14 protein-coding genes are annotated in these 17,819 nt (G+C 47.3%); 2 read left to right on the top strand and 12 right to left on the bottom strand.

Annotation, left to right across the window (positions count from 1 at the left end; genetic code table 11):
- Nucleotides 1-135: 135 nt before the first annotated feature.
- The 7 genes from ABTV53_RS04640 to ABTV53_RS04610 form a co-directional block, all read right to left on the bottom strand.
- Nucleotides 136-2,562, bottom strand: coding sequence for a glycoside hydrolase family 6 protein (locus ABTV53_RS04640; RefSeq protein ID WP_433751178.1), 2,427 nt, complete (start codon nt 2,560-2,562; stop codon nt 136-138).
- Between the two features lie 523 nt (nt 2,563-3,085).
- Nucleotides 3,086-4,162, bottom strand: a complete 1,077-nt coding sequence (locus tag ABTV53_RS04635; protein ID WP_433751176.1) for an efflux RND transporter periplasmic adaptor subunit — start codon at nt 4,160-4,162, stop codon at nt 3,086-3,088.
- 28 nt (nt 4,163-4,190) lie between these two features.
- Nucleotides 4,191-5,561: an ABC transporter permease gene (locus ABTV53_RS04630; RefSeq protein WP_433751173.1), complete on the bottom strand. Its 1,371-nt coding sequence runs from the start codon at nt 5,559-5,561 to the stop codon at nt 4,191-4,193.
- A gap of 18 nt (nt 5,562-5,579) precedes the next feature.
- Nucleotides 5,580-6,263: an ABC transporter ATP-binding protein gene (locus ABTV53_RS04625; RefSeq protein ID WP_433751171.1), complete on the bottom strand. Its 684-nt coding sequence runs from the start codon at nt 6,261-6,263 to the stop codon at nt 5,580-5,582.
- 202 nt (nt 6,264-6,465) lie between these two features.
- Nucleotides 6,466-7,629, bottom strand: coding sequence for a hypothetical protein (locus ABTV53_RS04620; RefSeq protein WP_433751168.1), 1,164 nt, complete (start codon nt 7,627-7,629; stop codon nt 6,466-6,468).
- On the bottom strand, nt 7,626-9,092 hold the full coding sequence (locus ABTV53_RS04615; protein ID WP_433751165.1) for a sensor histidine kinase: 1,467 nt from the start codon (nt 9,090-9,092) through the stop codon (nt 7,626-7,628). The genes ABTV53_RS04620 and ABTV53_RS04615 overlap by 4 nt, the downstream gene beginning before the upstream one ends.
- The gene (locus ABTV53_RS04610; RefSeq protein ID WP_433751162.1) at nt 9,089-9,802 is read right to left on the bottom strand and encodes a response regulator transcription factor; all 714 of its coding nucleotides are present in this window, start codon (nt 9,800-9,802) and stop codon (nt 9,089-9,091) included. Before ABTV53_RS04610 ends, ABTV53_RS04615 begins: the two co-directional genes overlap by 4 nt.
- A gap of 211 nt (nt 9,803-10,013) precedes the next feature.
- On the opposite strand from ABTV53_RS04610, the gene ABTV53_RS04605 reads away from it, so the two are divergent.
- Together ABTV53_RS04605 and ABTV53_RS04600 are read left to right on the top strand one after the other, a co-directional pair.
- Nucleotides 10,014-10,490, top strand: coding sequence for an RNA polymerase sigma factor (locus tag ABTV53_RS04605; protein WP_433751159.1), 477 nt, complete (start codon nt 10,014-10,016; stop codon nt 10,488-10,490).
- Between the two features lie 183 nt (nt 10,491-10,673).
- Entirely contained in the window at nt 10,674-13,460 is a 2,787-nt protein-coding gene (locus ABTV53_RS04600; RefSeq protein WP_433754052.1) for a DUF5689 domain-containing protein, read from the top strand.
- Nucleotides 13,461-13,556: 96 nt separating this feature from the next.
- Here ABTV53_RS04600 and ABTV53_RS04595 read toward each other — a convergent pair whose 3' ends face one another.
- The 5 genes from ABTV53_RS04595 to ABTV53_RS04575 form a co-directional block, all read right to left on the bottom strand.
- Entirely contained in the window at nt 13,557-13,817 is a 261-nt protein-coding gene (locus ABTV53_RS04595) for a hypothetical protein (protein ID WP_433751156.1), read from the bottom strand.
- Between the two features lie 316 nt (nt 13,818-14,133).
- Entirely contained in the window at nt 14,134-14,940 is an 807-nt protein-coding gene (gene phnE / locus ABTV53_RS04590; protein ID WP_139331943.1) for a phosphonate ABC transporter, permease protein PhnE, read from the bottom strand.
- Nucleotides 14,937-15,788, bottom strand: a complete 852-nt coding sequence (phnE, locus tag ABTV53_RS04585; protein WP_433751153.1) for a phosphonate ABC transporter, permease protein PhnE — start codon at nt 15,786-15,788, stop codon at nt 14,937-14,939. The genes phnE (ABTV53_RS04590) and phnE (ABTV53_RS04585) overlap by 4 nt, the downstream gene beginning before the upstream one ends.
- Nucleotides 15,785-16,582 (bottom strand): phosphonate ABC transporter ATP-binding protein, encoded by a 798-nt coding sequence (gene phnC / locus ABTV53_RS04580; protein WP_433754050.1) that lies wholly within the window; start codon nt 16,580-16,582, stop codon nt 15,785-15,787. The genes phnE (ABTV53_RS04585) and phnC overlap by 4 nt, the downstream gene beginning before the upstream one ends.
- A gap of 178 nt (nt 16,583-16,760) precedes the next feature.
- Nucleotides 16,761-17,756, bottom strand: a complete 996-nt coding sequence (locus ABTV53_RS04575) for a phosphate/phosphite/phosphonate ABC transporter substrate-binding protein (protein WP_433751151.1) — start codon at nt 17,754-17,756, stop codon at nt 16,761-16,763.
- Between the last annotated feature and the right edge of the window lie 63 nt (nt 17,757-17,819).

Here is a 17,819-nt window from a genome sequence, read left to right as displayed (position 1 = left end):
AAAGTTCTATCAACTGTACAATGTAAATACCGCCACTTTCCTCAACGGAGAAGGGCGGTATTTTACATATGATTGACGGGTTAACATGCTTGTAGCTTATCTTAACTCCGAATGACAAATCACCGATGATTCCTCTTAAGGCTCAATACCCCACACCAGGTTTTCACCTTGGTAGAGTGTTACCTTATTCCAATCCTGGTAGGATGTTTTGGTTGGATCGAAGGAATAGTCATTCGTCTCGTCAAAGTTGGACCAGTCTGTTTTGTACATGCGAAGCTGGATGTCTCCAGTCTGTCCACCAGCCTGAATGCTGCCAGCACCGGATGTGAAGCTCAGCTCCACATACGAGTCTGTGAAGGTACGCTGGATATTGGCTCCGCCAACTTGAGCGTAATCGATTGCAGAATCCATCGTAGCCGAGCCTTCTTTGGAGAAGTAATACCGGATCTTCAGATCACTCAGATTCACAGCGGTACTGCCCAGATTTTTGATGTTGAAATACGGTTTGATCTGGCTATCCTGCGCATTGGTATCTCCAGCACGATATTGCACGACAAGATCACTGGTTGGTACAACGACACTTTGAGGTGTCGCGGAAGCTACAGCGGAATCGGCACTTTGCCCTGCTGTATTCACTGCACTGACCACATAATGATACGTCGTACCGTTCGTGAGGGCAGTGTTGGTGTAGGACGTACCACTCACATTCGCCGCGATCGTTGTGAACGGACCTGATGCACTCAGCGCGCGTTTCACATTATAACTTGTTGCACCTGTAGAAGCGGTCCACGTCAGGCTCACCTGCGCATTGCCTGCGGTTGCTGTAAGAGCAGTCGGTGCAGCTGGCGCCGTTACCCCTGCAACCGGTGTAGCTGTTGCTGTTGCAGAGTTAACACTTTCACCTACTGCATTCGTTGCCGTTACCACATAATAATAGGTTGTGCCATTGATCAGGCCGGTATTGCTGTAAGACGTTCCACTCACATTGGCTGCAATCGTTGTGAATGGACCTGATGCACTCAGTGCCCGCTTCACACTATAACTTGTTGCACCTGTAGAAGCGGTCCACGTCAAGGAGACTTGAGCGTTACCGGCAGTAGCCGTCAATGCTGCTGGTGCTGCCGGAGCGGTATTGCCACCGTTACTTGCAGGCAACACAGGGAATGAATTCTTCACCAATGCAACGAATTGATCGTGGAACCAGTGACCGGATACCGGAGCATTAGGCAATGCACCTGTTAATACGCCATCCCGAGTAGTGAAGGTCGGATCACACATCCGGTCGAAACCTTTACCTTCGTTATTCGGAATTTCAGAACTGGAGCCATCGGATTCACCCGGAGGTTTCACCCATACATAAGCATCCAGATGTGCGGGTCCCGGTGCAGCCTTAGGGACTTCCCCTATACCAGCTCCACTGGCATTACACCAGTTACCCCGATGCTCCCGGCGGTCTACACGTCCGGAATTCACATAATCGTTGATGTTGCTGCCTGTAGCCGATGCCGGACGGTTTACCCCGCCCCAGCCATTCCGGCTAGTATCAATGAGGAAACCTGTGCTGCTTGGCCAGCCAGCTTGTACGAAATCGGCATACAGCGCAGCGGTGAAATCGGTTTCGTCAAAATACGGATTCCACTCATAAAACTTGGCAGATTTAATGGGTTGTCCACCGATATTAAGATCAGGGTTAGACAGGTTCGGCTCCCCTAGCGGTGTGGTGTTCGCTGTGTTCGTAATGAAGCCATCTGCACTCTGCAGGCCTGCGTCAGTATCATTTACTACGTCAGTATACAGCGCAACTGCTGCAGAACGGTTGTTATCCCATCCAAGCCAGCCGGAGTGGCCGATATCCAGATAGTTGTACACATTCGGAATGGCGTGCAGCTTGTCCAATGCATACTTCACACCCGCCTCATAGATCCCTGTGGAGCTGGCTTGACCACAAGCTGGTGTACTCAGATTGGTCACAAGGTTAGGCAGACTGTCAGGCTCAATGATCGCCACAATACGAATATCCTGATACTTCGGATCTGCGAAGATATCTGCAATCACATCAATATAATCCGTTTTATATGTTTGTAATGCAGCCTGTGTTAGTGGAAGTTCACCATTCGAAGCAAGGGCATGACAATCCCGACCTGGCAAGTTATAGATAACAAATGAAGCCGTTATTGGTGTCCCGGGTTTCTTTTGGGCGAGAACAGCATCAAGATGTTCCTCTACACTTTTGCGACCAGCATTGTCCGTACCACCATAGATCGCAGCAATCCGGTCAATCCACACTGCGGTTGGATACGATTTGACCGTCTCCATCTGGGCCTTCAGCGATGTGTCATTAGTTAACGCAATGGACGTATCCACCAGAGCCGAATAGTCCTGGTTCAGATAAGCCGTGGCTCCCACAAATGGATTATCTACATGTGCTTCAGCCGCCTGAGTCAGGCCTGGAGACATCCCCGGGAAAATCCCCGCGGCGAGCAGTGTTGCTGCCAGCATTTGTTTTACACCTTTGCGCAGGATCTTCTTACCTCTCGATTTAGTTTTCAATTTAGTCTTCATAGTTCCACCTTTCCTTTAGTTAGATTGGGTTGTACTCATGTCTGATCCTCTGTGTCATGAAGATGCTTAGCACGAAGAGAACGTCCGGATGAGTTGGTTGTATCACCTCCATAAGAAATGGTTGTAGAACTGGAATCTTGAGCAAAAAAATGGTGTGTGAGGGTGAATCATATGAATGAGTATAATGTGGTGGGTGTGGTTGAACGTGTGTTAGACATGAAGAAGTGTGAAAAAGGATTACGGGCTATCTGGCTCCTTATCATGGTAAGCGCTTTCCATAAAGTAATTTAAAAAGGTCTTCGCCTACCATCTACAATCATGACGTTTGGTGTCACCTCCTTATGTTCTGATTATACGACATGTAAATATTACTGTAAATTGAATTAAATAAATTTAATTATATTTTTTTCCATAATCCAGAGAGGAATCTGAACATTCCTTGCCACAACGACATAAAAGGCTCATCGTGGCGATATACCACAATGAACCTCATGTTATTCAATGCCGAATTAACCCGCTATCTCTACGGCAGAACGACGACATCTCCCGGTTTCAACCCGCTAACCACTTCCGTCTTGTCGCCCGATTCCATTCCAGCCTGGATGGTCAGCGGCTCTGTCTGTCCATTCCCTTTGTCTAACAATACATAAGGTTCAGTCTGATCCCGCATGATTGCCAGGCTGGACACAACCGTTACTTTATCCTTCCGCATCGTCTCGATATCGCCTTCCAGACTCACGCCTCCATACATTCTGGCATCCGGCTTCAGATCAATGACCACGTCAAACTGGGATGCTTGCTTGAGGTCCGTATCGGTACTCTTGCGGGCGAATTTGGATACCTTACTCACCTTCCCGGTGAATTGCAGGTCTTTCTGCGCTGTCATTCGCACCTTAACCGGCATTCCCACCTTGAGCCTGAACATTTCTTCCTCACCAACAATCGTCATAAATTTCAGTTTGCTGATGTTTGTAATGGACCCGATCAGCTGTCCTTCCGTCACCGCACGTGTCTTGCTGTCCTCTTCATTCATCTGAAATATACCGGAAACAGAGGCATATACAACGGACTTGCTTATTACTGCCTGCTTTTTCTGTATCTCCTTCTCCTTGAGCACCAGCGCTTTTTCGTTCAATTCATTCGTCAGGCGTTTGCCTTCCCGATCTGCAAATGCCTTCTTGCGTTCCTCTTCCGTCACGCCAAGCGTCTCACTCATATTCGCCTGATCCAGGCTAACCTGATTCATCTTGTTTTCCAGCTGAGCTTTCTCCAGATCACTCTGCAGTTGTTCTACTTCTGTTTGTATCGTGGACGTGTCGAGGGTAAACAGGATATCGCCTTTGCTCACCTGCTCACCACTTTTCACATGCCACTGTTTAATGTTGGAAGCATATGGGGCAAAGATATCGGTCTGATCGGTATATACGGATTTCCCCTTCACCTGTATCGTTTGTGTCATCGTTTCCTGTGTCACATCAAAGGTAATCGGGGGCGGCATCTCTATAGGTGCCTCCGGTTGTGGCTTATACTTTTCATACAGCCAATACCCTACACCTGCCAAAAGTACAACGGTGATGATGATTTTAATCCATTTCTTCATGTGCCCAAGTTCCCTTTCACTGATAAAGTTACATTGATTTGATCACCGTTAATGCATTGGTCCGAGATGCGCTGATTGCCGGATATATACCCGATACAATGCCAACCAGAACAGCAAAAACGATGCCCAGTGGCAAAGCCGACTGCTGAATAACCACCGTCATCGGGCCATTGACCTGATCTGCCATCTGACTCGCCAGCAGACTGTTCACCCCGCCGAGGGCAGCAAAGGCAATTCCCACTCCAGCCACGCCGCCCATTAATCCAAGCATCGCTGCTTCCGTAATAAACATCTGGCGGATCTGCCACAGATTTGCACCCAGCACCTTCATCACACCAATCTGTTTACGACGCTGATGCGTAGACATAATCATCGCTACAATGATGGATAACGAGGCCAGCAACATGATAAAACCACCGATTCCCAATGCCGCTTTTTGATACATCGCCAATTGGCCTGCCATCGCTTCCTCCTGGAATAGATTACTCTGTGTGTTTAACGTCAGCTTTTTAATCTGTTCTTCCACCTGGGATACATAACGTTTGTCCTCAACCTTGACCAGAGCCGAGTTCAGATGCTTGGCCGCATTGCTGTCAGCCTGCTGTAATCCAAGCTCATCCTGCAATGCACGAGCTGTATCGAGCGGTAGATATACTTTTTTATCGTTTTGAGCGCTCATATCATCCATGTTGGCAGGCTTCATCAGTTCTCCAGACACGCGTATAGAGCCACTCATTTTGGTTTTGCTCGCATTTGCATAATCTTCATATCGAAACTGAACCAGCTGCTGAACCAGCTGATCCTGCTTCGCAGACATTTCCGTAAACTGCTCCAAAAGCTCATTGTTATATGGATCAGCATTCAACTGCTCAAATAACTTCTGAGTTACTTTGGGGTCCACGAGTCCGAATGCAGCCCCATAACTGGTTACCGCCATACGACCATCCTCTGCCCCACGTCCCTCAGCATACTTGTATCCAAACCCGCCCAGGGTCTCCAGCTGGGTACCAATGACCTCAACATACGTGCTGCGACCATCCGGAAGCACCATTTCCAGCGAATCCAGCTTTAACATGGGAGCCACGGCAACCACATGGGGAAGTCTTTGGATAATCTGAATCTTTTCCAACGTCAATGCTCCCCGTTCAAACTTCGATGTCTGACCATTCCCCTTGCCGTTGCCGGTACGAATGCCCTCATTAGGCGTAATCGTGATTTCATCCATCTTGTAATTGTCGTTCAATGTTTTCTCGCTATAGGTCTGCACGGACTGCCCTACACTAAGTGCAATGATCATGGCGGCAGAGCCGATGGACAGCCCCATCATGCACAGCAGTGTGACCATTTTTCTGCGAATGATCTGTCCCCAGGCCATACGTGCTACATCCCGTATTCTCACATTTCCTCTCCTTTTGACTCAAACTTCCCTTACGGCCTCTTCGACCAGTATTCCATGTTGCAGGGTAAGCACAACTTGCATCTGCTCCGCGACCTCTGCTTCATGTGTCACAATGACAAAGGTTGTATTCAACTCCCGGTTAAGCTGCTGCAAAATCGCAATGATCTCTTCCTCCGTCTCGGTATCCAGATTCCCCGTAGGCTCATCTGCAAAGATCACCGAAGGTTCGGTAATGAGCGAACGTGCAATACTGACACGTTGTTGTTGACCGCCCGACAATTGGGACGGGAACAAGTTTGCTTTTTCACCCAGTCCAACCTGTTCCAGCAGCTTTAATGCTTTTGCTTTGCGTTTCGAAGGGCTCATCCCCATAAACACCAAAGGTAACTCTACATTTTCCCGGATCGTAAGGTTAGACAGCAGCTCATAAGATTGGAAAATAAACCCGATGTGACTGCGCCTGAACTCAGCCAGACGATTTTCGCTGAAACGTACAATATCTTGTCCCGCAATAAGAATCTTGCCCTGATCAGGTTTCATCAGCCCTGCCATCAGATTCAGCAGTGTGGACTTACCCGAACCAGAACTGCCCAGCAGGGCTACCATCTTGCCTTCTCCAATCGTCAGGTTGATATCCTGAAGCACAGGAACGGTTCCCTGGCCATTGCGGAACGAGTGGGATAACTGTTCAACTTGAAGCATTGCTGCATTTCTTCCTTTCCACTTGCTGTATATGTATAGATTCGCGTAGCATATTCCCTTTTCATTATAGGGTGGAGATGTATCCGGGCTGGCCGGAGTTGTATCCAACTTGTAAAATGTTATAACAAAAAGACCTTGTCCGCAGAGCAGATATCGTCAGCTCCATCAGACCAAGGTCTTATATTCGTATACCTTCCGCAGCTTACCAGGCTCTGAAACTAAAGCGGTACATTTCACTTTTATCCACTGAGCTGCTTACAGCAAATAATTCATCGTCATTCCATTTTAGATTGATGAAGTTATCCATATTGCGATAGATCACCGTATCCGACGAAATCTTGCTGTCATTCAGGTAGGCAACATGCAACTCATTCTTCTGATTCTGACTGTCCATCGGGAAAAAGTAAGCGATTCGGGATTCATCTGCATCCAGATCGAAGCTCCAGATGGAACCTTGTAATATTAGATCATACTGCTCCTGCGCAGCACGATATCGGTACAACCCCTGTACCTTATTCATCTTGCCCTGGATGAGCATGTCCCCATTTTTCAGCAACTTGAATTGTTGAATGTCTTCCATTGCAGCATATGCCTTCACTTCATGCGCCCCCTCAAGCGATACACGATAGATGGCATAATTGTCTTTCAGCATCACCAGCATATAGAACTGCTTCAGATCTTCACTGACCTGCAACACATCCGTAACGATAAACGTATCATTCGAATCTTTCCCTTGTGTTGGTCCTGTGAATATGGCCATCAGCTCTTCATGCGTGTAGATGACTTGACTCGTCTCCTGACTCAGATCGACGTGTTTAAATAAAAGATCATCCTGGCCGATGTAGGACTGGTTCCCGGTAAACACTCTATAATACGAGTTGTCGTTCGGAAGCTTGCGACGTTCCCCGCTCTCAATCACATACTCATATGTCGTCTTCTGCACTTGCCCCGCTCGGTACTGAGAGTAGATGATTTTCTTGTGATCCGGGCTGATCGCGACGCCGTAATCCGTATTACTTGCAATGCTCTTCACTGCGTTATCATCCAGATGCAGGAGAGATAGCTGAAGTCGTGAATAGGAGGGTTCCAAATGATTGATGATAATCGTGTTTCGATCAACCACTTCAAAATCAAAGATCGCGAAATCATTCGGAATCTTGGTAGCTGACTCAATCTGAATTGTACTGCTTGGTGGTGGCGCCAAACGGCTGTTGAATTGCTGACTTGGCAAAATTACTGTTCTTGGTTTGAGATTTGCGATACTGAACAGGCTTCCAATCCCAAAAATTCCGCTGACAAATGCGATCAACAACCCGGACAGCATCAATCTGTCACGGTGTTTACGCCAAAATCCGGGATGTCTCATGCGTTCATTTCCCCCGGAAGACTGATATTCACTTGTGTACCTTTCCCCATGATGCTCTTCATCTCCACTGTTCCTCCATGACGCTCAACGATGTTCTTCACAATAGACAACCCCAGCCCGGCACTGCCTTTCTCGGCCCTGTTGATTCCTTTATCCTGGTAAAAGGGTTCAAATACATGCTGGAGTGCTTCAGCACCGATCCCCTCCCCCTGATCACGAATCACGATAGCGATGGAATCACCTAACCGGAAGGATTGTACCTCGATAATGGAGTTCACATCACTATACTTGACCGAGTTATCCAGGATGTTGAGGAAGACCTCTTTCAACTTATCCCGATCTCCCTGTAAATACTGATGTTCCTCCAGCTCATAGTGAATGCCTATATTGTACTTGCTTGCTTTAATCGACATGTCCTCACAAGCTTCCCGAATAATATCGGATACATCCATACGTTCGAATCGGTACGCCTGAATGACCGCAGACGAGACAGAGACTTCCAGAATATCCGCAACCATCGTGTTGAGACGCCGGCTTTCTTTGATGATATAATTCATGCCTTTGTCAAAAAAGTCCTGGTCGGTAAATCCGTTATCCCGTAAAATCTGGGCGTACCCCAGAATCGTCGTTAAGGGTGTCTTCAATTCATGTGTCACATTGTCAAAAAAAACTTTGCTTCGCGCCTGTACTTGCTTCACTTCGTCCCGCTCTCGCTCAATCACATCAATCTGCTCCCGTACCCGATCGATCATGATGGTGAAGCTTGAAGCCAGTTCACCGATCTCATCCTTGGTTGTAATCTGAATGTCTGCATTCAGACTCCCTTGGGCCACTTCCGCGGAACGTTTCGTGAGTACACGGATGGGTTGTGTAATTTTCCGGGAAATAAAGATGGATGCGATAAATACAAATACGAAAATAACCGCTGCAAACAACTTGATCGTATTTTGAAAACGAAGGTTGCGTTTGAACAATTCCGTGTAATCCTTCTTCATCTGTACGATTCCAATCAATTGTTGATTCATCTGGAGCGGGAAGGACAGACTGGCTGTGACACGGCCCTTATCCACAACTGTAGTGTAAGCGATCCGGGACTTTATGGCCTCCTCCACATCAGGATGGTCAGACCGATTAGCAACGTTAACCTCGCTGCCAACAGATCCGTATGGCGAAGCATCCGGGCGATATACGGTAATCTCCCCACCAACGGCTGAACCAATCTGTTCCGCAAGCTCGCGACTTCCTGCTTCGAGCGAGTCTCTGCTCATGCGTTTGTTATGAATGAGAAAGTACTGATTCAGCGCGATGTCCAGATTTTTTTTCGATTGCACCATATCCTCATGCACTTCCCGGTACATATTCTCCTGTGCCACCTTATTGGACAGAATCAGCAGAGCGGAGAATCCGATGAAGACGATGACCGAGAATAACACCACCATTTTGAACTGGATCGTCCACTTCATGTCTGCACCTGAATATTCAGCTTATACCCTATACCAAATACCGTTTCAATCATCGAAATGCCCTGCACACCACTATCCAGCTTCTTGCGGATCCGTTGTACATGAATGTCCACAGTTCGGGTATCCCCTGCAAAATCAAATCCCCATACCTTGTCCAGCAGTTCAGAACGTGTATGCACCTTGCGATGATGGGTCACGAGAAATAACAACAGGTCATATTCCTTATTCGTGAGTCCTGCGCGTTCCCCGTCTTTCCACACTTCCCGTTCATCCTTGCGAATCTCAATATGTTTACCAAGCCTGACCACCTCATAGGAGTGATTCTCCAGTGTCTCGCTGATGAGATCAATCCGGCGAAAGATCGCCCGAATGCGCGCAACCACCTCACGGATATCAAAGGGCTTCGTGATATAATCATCCGCCCCAAGCTCCATGCCAAGTACCTTGTCCAGCATGTCCGACTTCGCAGTGATCATGATGACAGGTATCTTGGAGTTCACAGATAGTTGTCTGCACACATCAAAACCGCTCATATCTGGCAGCATCAGATCCAGCAGGATCAGATCCGGCTTCGAATCCCGAAGCAGATCCAGACCCTCTTTTCCCGTAGCTGCTTCCTTGATCTCAAATCCTTCCTTACGTAACGAATAGGACAAAATATCGCGAATGGACTCCTCGTCCTCAATAATTAAAATCTCTTTTTGTCTCATGATACCTTCGTAATCTCCCTGCTCTATGAATTTCATCTGCCTATATTTTGTATCCCAAGCCGTATGCTTGAATAGAGGGAAGCACGAAATGTTACAACTCCGATACAACTCTGAACCTTTTGGAAACAACCTCCCGCTATACTTGGATCAGAAGAGACTCATACCAGACCGGACCCAAGCCTGATCTGCATCCAAGGGGGATTCACATCATATGAACAGCACACAAATTAATGATGCTTATGTCAACTATAAATCAGAAATCACAAGGTATCTATCCCATATCGTCAAACAACCTCAAGACGCAGAAGATCTGGCTCAGGATTGTTTCATTCGACTAATGAACGTTACCGTGGATATCCCTGAAGATCGGCTTCTCTATTATCTCAAACGCATTGCCCGTAACCTTGCGATGGACAGTTTCCGCAGGCGGACCCGTACACTAAGACGCGACAGTCGTCTGGAGGTACCTACCCATCACTTCGATACACCCCACCTTGAAATTAATGAAGGTGTTCATGATCTTGTTTCCCATATTAACAACACCGAACACCGTAAAATATTAGAACTTCGCCTCATCCACGGTTACTCCATTAAGGAAACGGCAGAACTGGTGAATCGCAGTGAAGGCATGATTAAATCCTCTGTCTTCCATGCCGTCAATCGAATTCGGGCCAAAGTCATCTCTTAAGAGATGGCTTTTTTTATGCAGGACCGAAATACCTATGGATATGTCAAAAGACCCAAGTTTACAAATATCGAGTTAATTTTTACAAATTGTTATGACTATGTGAGATTTTCATGTGGTAGAATATGGACGAACTCATGAATCAACTAATATTTGGGAGGGATTTGGTTGGGTAAATTAACAGGTATGCGAGGAGTGTTTCTAAAATCACTCTTGGCATTGTCCATGGCTTTGCCGCTTCAGATCGGATTATGGAACGGAGATGCATCGGTTCATGCGGAAGGACCGACAGACCCGGCACCGTTCATCCAGGCAAAGGTTGTGAACCAAAATGCAGGCAAAAAAGTATTGTTCGACAACTCACACGGCCAGACGGCTGGAGCCGCAGACTGGGTCATCGATGGAGGTTTCTCCGACTTCGGGAATGCACTCGCGAATGATGGTTATTATGTCAAAGAACTTCGCAAGACAACTCCATTTACCTATGATGATCTGAAAGAGTACAACGTATTCGTTATTGCAGAGCCTCAAATTCCTTTCAAAACATCCGAACAAGCAGCACTCAAACAATATGTTGAAACGGGCGGCAGTATCTTCTTTGTTGGAGATCACTATAATGCAGACCGTAATAAAAACCGTTGGGATGGCTCTGAAGTCATCAATGGCTATCGTCGAGGAGCATTCGAAGATCCGGCCAAAGGTATGAGCACAGATGAGCGTAATTCTGAAGCGATGCAAAATATAACCAGCTCGGACTGGTTGTCCGATAACTTCGGCGTACGATTCCGCTATAACGCACTTGGCGATATCAACGCCAATATCGTCGTACCGGCAGATCAAGCCTTCGGCATCACAGAAGGGGTATCGGCTGTAGCCATGCACGCCGGTTCAACACTCGCAATCACCGATCCGGAAAAGGCAAAAGGTATTGTGTACCTGCCAAAAACCAACGCAAAATGGAATAACGCGGTAGACCAAGGTGTTTACAATGGTGGCGGGATTGAAGAAGGTCCTTACGTGGCTGTATCCAAGCTGGGCGCAGGTAAGGCTGCTTTCATCGGCGACTCCTCTCCAGTGGAAGATGCATCACCAAAATACTTGCGTGAAGAGACTGGCACACGCAAAACAACTTATGACGGTTTTAAAGAAGCCGATGATGCCGTGTTGCTCGTTAACACCGTGAACTGGCTCGCTACACAAGAGAACTACACGGATCTAACTCAAGTGAATGGACTTGAACTGGATACAGCTACAGCGCTGCTGCCTTTCGAAGAGCCGGCTGCTTCCACAGAACCACAGGCTGAACCTTGGTCCGCACCTGCTGCCGGATACAAGTGGTACGATCGTTCCACGTTCAAGGCTGGTTCTTACGGCGGCCCTGCATCCAGTGCAAATGCTGCTTACAGCTTCGTGAAACAGGATACGCTTCCGAATGCAGAAGACTTCCAGATTCGTGTCGTTGTAGAGAACATGGCTCCAAATACAACCGTATCCGGTTATAGTGCAGGTATCTATCTGACTGGCGGAACACAGGTTGCCATGATCCAGAATGATAGTGGTACTTGGCCGACTTCGTACGGTTACAGCTCCACATTCAGCGTAACTTCGGACAGCCAAGGTCGCGGGACCAAAGATCTGAACGTTCGCATCAAACCGGGTACAACTGGCGCTGCGAGCTTGCGTCTGCGTCTGAATGGCAGCAACCTGATCACCAATGCCGTTACCGTTGGTAATGTGCCAGCTGAACAGCTTCCGGAAGAAGAAGGCCCGATTCCAGCAGCGATTACCGTTGCTGAAGCACGGACCAAAGCGGTTGGCACTACTGTAACTATTGAAGGTGTTTTGACGACAGAGCCGGGTGCATTTGGTGGACAAGCCTTCTATCTTCAGGATGAAACTGCCGGAATCTACGTGTTCCAGCACACTAGCGGCTTCCATGCAGGTGACAAGGTTAAAGTAACAGCAGCAACAACCATCTATAACAGCGAGTTCGAACTTACGGATATCGTTGCGATTGAGAAAACAGGTACAGCTTCCGTACCTGCGCCAATTGAAGTTACAGCAATTACAGATGCGAACCAGGGTCAACTGGTTCAACTGAAAGATGTAACGATCGAGAATATCATCAGTGCTGCACCGGTTGGATCATTTGAATTCGACGCCGTAGCAGCAGATGGAACAAGTACGCACATCCGTGTGGATACACGTACAGGTGTGACAGATACTTCCTTCCCTTATGTTGCTGGTGACAAGATTAGTATCACAGGCATTTCCGCTATTTTCAAAGATGTATATCAATTGAAACCTAGAAGCTTGAATGATTTTGTACCTGCTGAAGAGCAAGGTGGCGGCGAAGTGCCTTCCACTCCAGCTGCAGGAGCACCGGGTAAACCGGTGCTTTCTTCTGATAATGGATATACGACTGGCCTGTTTGGAGGTTCATATAACGTAAGCATGAACCTCTGGTGGGGTGAAAACGGTTCTGAGTACAAACTGTATGAGAACGGTGTTCTGATCGACACGCAGAAACTGACTGCGACTACACCTTCTTCACAGTTTGCTAAAACAGCGATTACAGGCAAGGCTAACGGAACATACACGTATGTAGCCGAGCTAACCAATGACAAAGGAACCACACGCAGTGACGAGCTGACAGTTCAAGTAACGAACGCTGCTCCAGGAAAAGCTACGTTGTCCCAAAATAACTGGGATGGTGACGGCAACTACAACGTATCCATGAACCTCTGGTGGGGTACGAACGCTACTGAATACCGTCTCTATGAGAATGATGTATTGATTGATACACAAGCGTTGAACGCTGCAACACCTGCTTCTCAAAGTGCTACAACTGAATTGTCCGGTCGCGCTAACGGAACATATACGTACCGTGCTGAGCTGATCAACGCCGCAGGCGTAACCAGCACAGAGACGATTACGGTTCAAGTAACCAAAGCGTTGCCTTTGGCTAGTTAAGTCTCAGCTAAAGAAGCCTAACGTTAACCAAGCAACTAAAAAACCGAAACCAACATTGCCTGATTCACAGGGCAATATGGTTTCGGTTTATTTCATTCATTTCAAACGTTCCGGCTCATATCCATTTCTTGCAAATAGAACGCTGTTCCATACAGCACAATAAGCGGCTGCGGCGATAACACTAATGACAAAAATCAAGTTCATGTGTGTAAACGTATAACCGCTTCCCGTGAAAATGATCAGAATCACACTGAGTCCAATATTTTCTCTGTTATGTTTTTTAAACTTCTGAAAGATCATTCTGTATAGCAATAGGAGCACCATAAACCCAATCCATATAAAATAAAATATTTCCATAGGTCACCTTCCTTTCAAAAAAACTCACTTCTTGTATGGGTATCTAGCAGGAGTGTTGATTAATATCCTTAATTCCCTTTATATAGAAACCCATTAATCTTACATGTATTTGGAAAATAATTCAATCATCATTGTACATATTCTTGGACCACCCCACTCCTCAACTGTTAACAGAGTAATATGAGCACTCCATTTTATTTGCTGACACAAAAAAAAGACTATCCCTGCCAACATTCTGGCACCGAATAGCCCTCTCTTCTTCCTCTATCATCTAATCTTACTTAGTATCTAATATATTCGTAGCTCCATATTAACCCTACACCAGTTTCTTGCGAATATACCCCGAGATCAAGTCGATAATCGTGATCATCACGATGATACCCAGCAGGATAATACCTACTCGCGGCCAGTTCCGAGTACTTAACGCGAAGATTAGCGGTGTACCAATCCCCCCTGCTCCGATTACACCCAGTATGGTCGCGGAACGTACATTGATCTCGAAACGATACAACGTATAGTTCAGGAATCCAGGCATAACCTGTGGCAGAATGGCGAACCACAACTGCTGCATGCGATTGGCTCCAGAGGCAAGCAGCGCTTCAGATGGGCCATAGTCGATATTTTCTACTTCATCGGCGTACAGTTTGCCCAGCATCCCGATCGAGTGCAGTCCAAGGGCGAGTACCCCTGCGAACGATCCGGGACCTACTGCCTTGATGAACATCAAAGCCATGATAATCTCAGGGAATGTGCGGATAAAGCTGAGCACCATTTTGCCTGCACCCGAGATGGAGCGATGTCCACTCATATTGCGGGCAGACCAGAATGCAAACGGGATACAGAGTACCGCCGAGATTACAGTACCTAGTACGGAGATTGCCAACGTGTCCAGGAGACCTCGCAGCAAGTCTTCTCCCTCAGGCAGATATACAAAATCCCAGTCCGGTGAGAAAATCCCGGCTACAATAGCCTTCATAATCTGAGCGGCGGTTTCCTTGAAACCAGTAAACGGTACACCGGCAAGGGCCCAGGCATAGACAAGGATCAGTAGTAACACAATGACCCAGCGTAGCGGGTTCTTCCGTGGTTTAGGCCGGATACGGCTTGTTTCATTTTTCATCATAGCAATTTCTCCCGCAGCTTAGTACTTACATAATCAATGATCAGAACGATGACGAGGGTAAACAGAATGATTACGCTGGTCTTGTCATACTCCAGGAATCCAAGTGTGGCCTCATAGTAGAGTCCAATCCCTCCGGCTCCCACCAGTCCCAGGATTGCAGCAGCACGTATATTAATTTCGAAGGCATACAGCACATAGGATGTGAACTGGGCAGCCAGTTGCGGCACCACGCCATATACAATAAGCTGAATCCGGTTCATACCAACAGCCGTCATCGCTTCCAGCGGTCCTTGATCAATCGTTTCCAATGTCTCATACGTCAGCTTTGCAATCAGACCTACCGAGAATACAGCCAGTGCCAAGATTCCGGGGATTGGGCCCAGACCAAATACGGCTACAAATAAAGCTGCAAGCAACAAATCCGGAACTGTCCGAATCAGGTTCAACAGAAAACGTGCCGGATAGTAGATCCATCGACTCGGCATCAGGTTACCGGCACAGATGATCGAGACCGGAATCGCAATAATGGCACCAATCGTAGTCCCAATCAGGGCCATTCGGATCGTCTCCAGCATGCCTTGAACAATATTGTCAAAATAGGACCAACGAGGTGGAAACATATCCTTTAACAATTTCCACATTTCAGGGAATCCCTGAAATAACTCTGTGAAGCCGGCATCGGTCTGTTTTGCACTGGCCCACAATAAGAGCAGAATGATGATCAGCGTGAGCAGATGTTTCGTACGCCCAGGCGGTTTCGGGCGATTCACAACCTGAGCGGGGCTGGAACCAGGTTCCTTCCCCACTCCGCCTGAATTCTGAAGTGGAACGTTGGACTGCCCCTTCATACCACAACTTCTCCCTGCTCATGCACAGCCTGCTTGTCCAGCAATTCGTCAGCCAGAATCGGTCTGCCGTATATTTCTGCAAAGCGCTCATCCGTTGCCTCTTCCACCGGGCCGTCGAATACCACCTCACCTGCTCGCAATCCGACAATACGGGTCGCATACTCTCTGGCCAGATCAATAAAGTGAAGGTTGACGATGGTCGTAATCCCAAGCTCTTGATTGATGCGTTTCAGGTCATCCATAACCTGTTTCGTTGTAAGCGGGTCAAGTGAAGCAACCGGTTCGTCGGCCAAAATGATTTTCGCTTCCTGTGCCAGTACACGGGCAATAGCCACACGCTGTTGTTGACCACCGGACAGCTGATCTGCACGGGAATAGGCTTTCTCCGAGATATTCACGCGATCCAGGGCGCCAAATGCCAGTTCAATATCCTCTTTTGGAAAACGACCCAGAATGGTACGCATGGTGGAGTGGTATCCAACTCGTCCAGCGAGTACATTACGGAGTACACTGGACCGTTTCACGAGATTGAAGCTCTGGAAAATCATACCGATGTCGCGTCTGATCATGCGTAGCCGTTTGCCTTGTGCCTTCGTGATGGAACTTCCGTTAATCAGAATCTCTCCCTCACTAATGTCATGCAGTCGGTTAATGGAGCGTAAGAGCGTTGATTTACCCGCACCAGACAGGCCCACTACAGCAATGAATTCACCCTGCTCAAATTTAAGATTAATATTATCCAGGCCCTTGGTGCCGTTAGCGTAAGTTTTGGTAACGTTATGAAGCTCAATCATGGCAATAATCCTTCTTTCATTCATAATGATCAACCATACCTAAGTCCTTGCTATAATGGCACAAGCCAGCACAGCGTAGATCACGCTGAACTGGCCTGTCCATTGCTACGATTAAGCTGTTCCCATCCAAGAGAGCGACTACAAAGTGAACGGATCCCGAACTACTTTTGGATCAGAATTATTCACCTTTCACTTTTTCGCCATACTGACGAACGATCTCGAACTTGCTATCATCGGACTCTACATAACCTTCATGCGTATAGATTTCTTTGATGATCTGGTGACCCTCAGTATCTTTACCGATATCGATGAAGGCTTGTTTGATCTTCGCAGTCCAATCAGCATTCATGTCTGTACGAACGGCGATGGTATCATTAGGAATAGGCTCAGTGAACGCCAGTACACGTGTATCTTCAAATACAGTCGGATAGTCTTTGGCTACCGTATTACGGGCATCTTGGAAAATAGCTGCTGCGTCAACGTCACCATTCAATACAGCGATAACACCTTGGTCATGACCTTTCAACGTTACAGGTGATACATCTTTCAATGGATCAATGCCTCTGTCGAGCAACAGACCTGCCGGCCATACATAACCTGCCGAAGACGTTACGTTTTGGTAAGCGACTTTTTTACCTTTAAGTTCTTCGATGGATTGAATTGGCGAATCTTTTTTCACAATGAACATGGATTTATAGGAATCCGCCAACTCTTCGGTTGGAGCACCTGTCTCATCATTTACACCGAAACGTTGTGCTTGCAAAATAACCTGTGCAGCGCCTTTTTCTTTGGCCAGTACATAAGCTGTCGGAGGCAAGAAACCTACGTCTACTTTGTTGGAAGCCATTGCTTCAATAATCGTGTTGTAGTCCGTGGATACGCTGACTTTTACCGGAATGCCCAGTTTGTCACCCAGCAGCTTCTCCAGCGGTTTCGCTTTGGCTTCAAGCGTGTCTGCATTCTGGGAAGGTACGAATTGAACCGTCAGTTCCGTTGGCACATAACCTTCGACAGGCTTCTCTGTCTCTGTCGTCGCCGTACCGGATGCATTGGAACTCGAATTATCCCCGTTAGCCGAACCAGTTGTACTACTAGACCCACAAGCACTCAGAAACAGAACCAAAATCAACAATGGTAAAAATAAAGCAGACTTCTTCAAACGAACACCCTCCAAAGAGTTTCTATTTTTCAGTACTTGTCTACTATAATTGCCAAATATTTGCGCGATGTGAAACGA

The sequence above is a fragment of the Paenibacillus amylolyticus genome (genome assembly GCF_050990605.1).
Taxonomy (GTDB): domain Bacteria; phylum Bacillota; class Bacilli; order Paenibacillales; family Paenibacillaceae; genus Paenibacillus; species Paenibacillus amylolyticus_H.
Note: the sequence above shows the minus strand (reverse complement) of the source record. Positions and strands in the feature narration are given on the sequence as shown.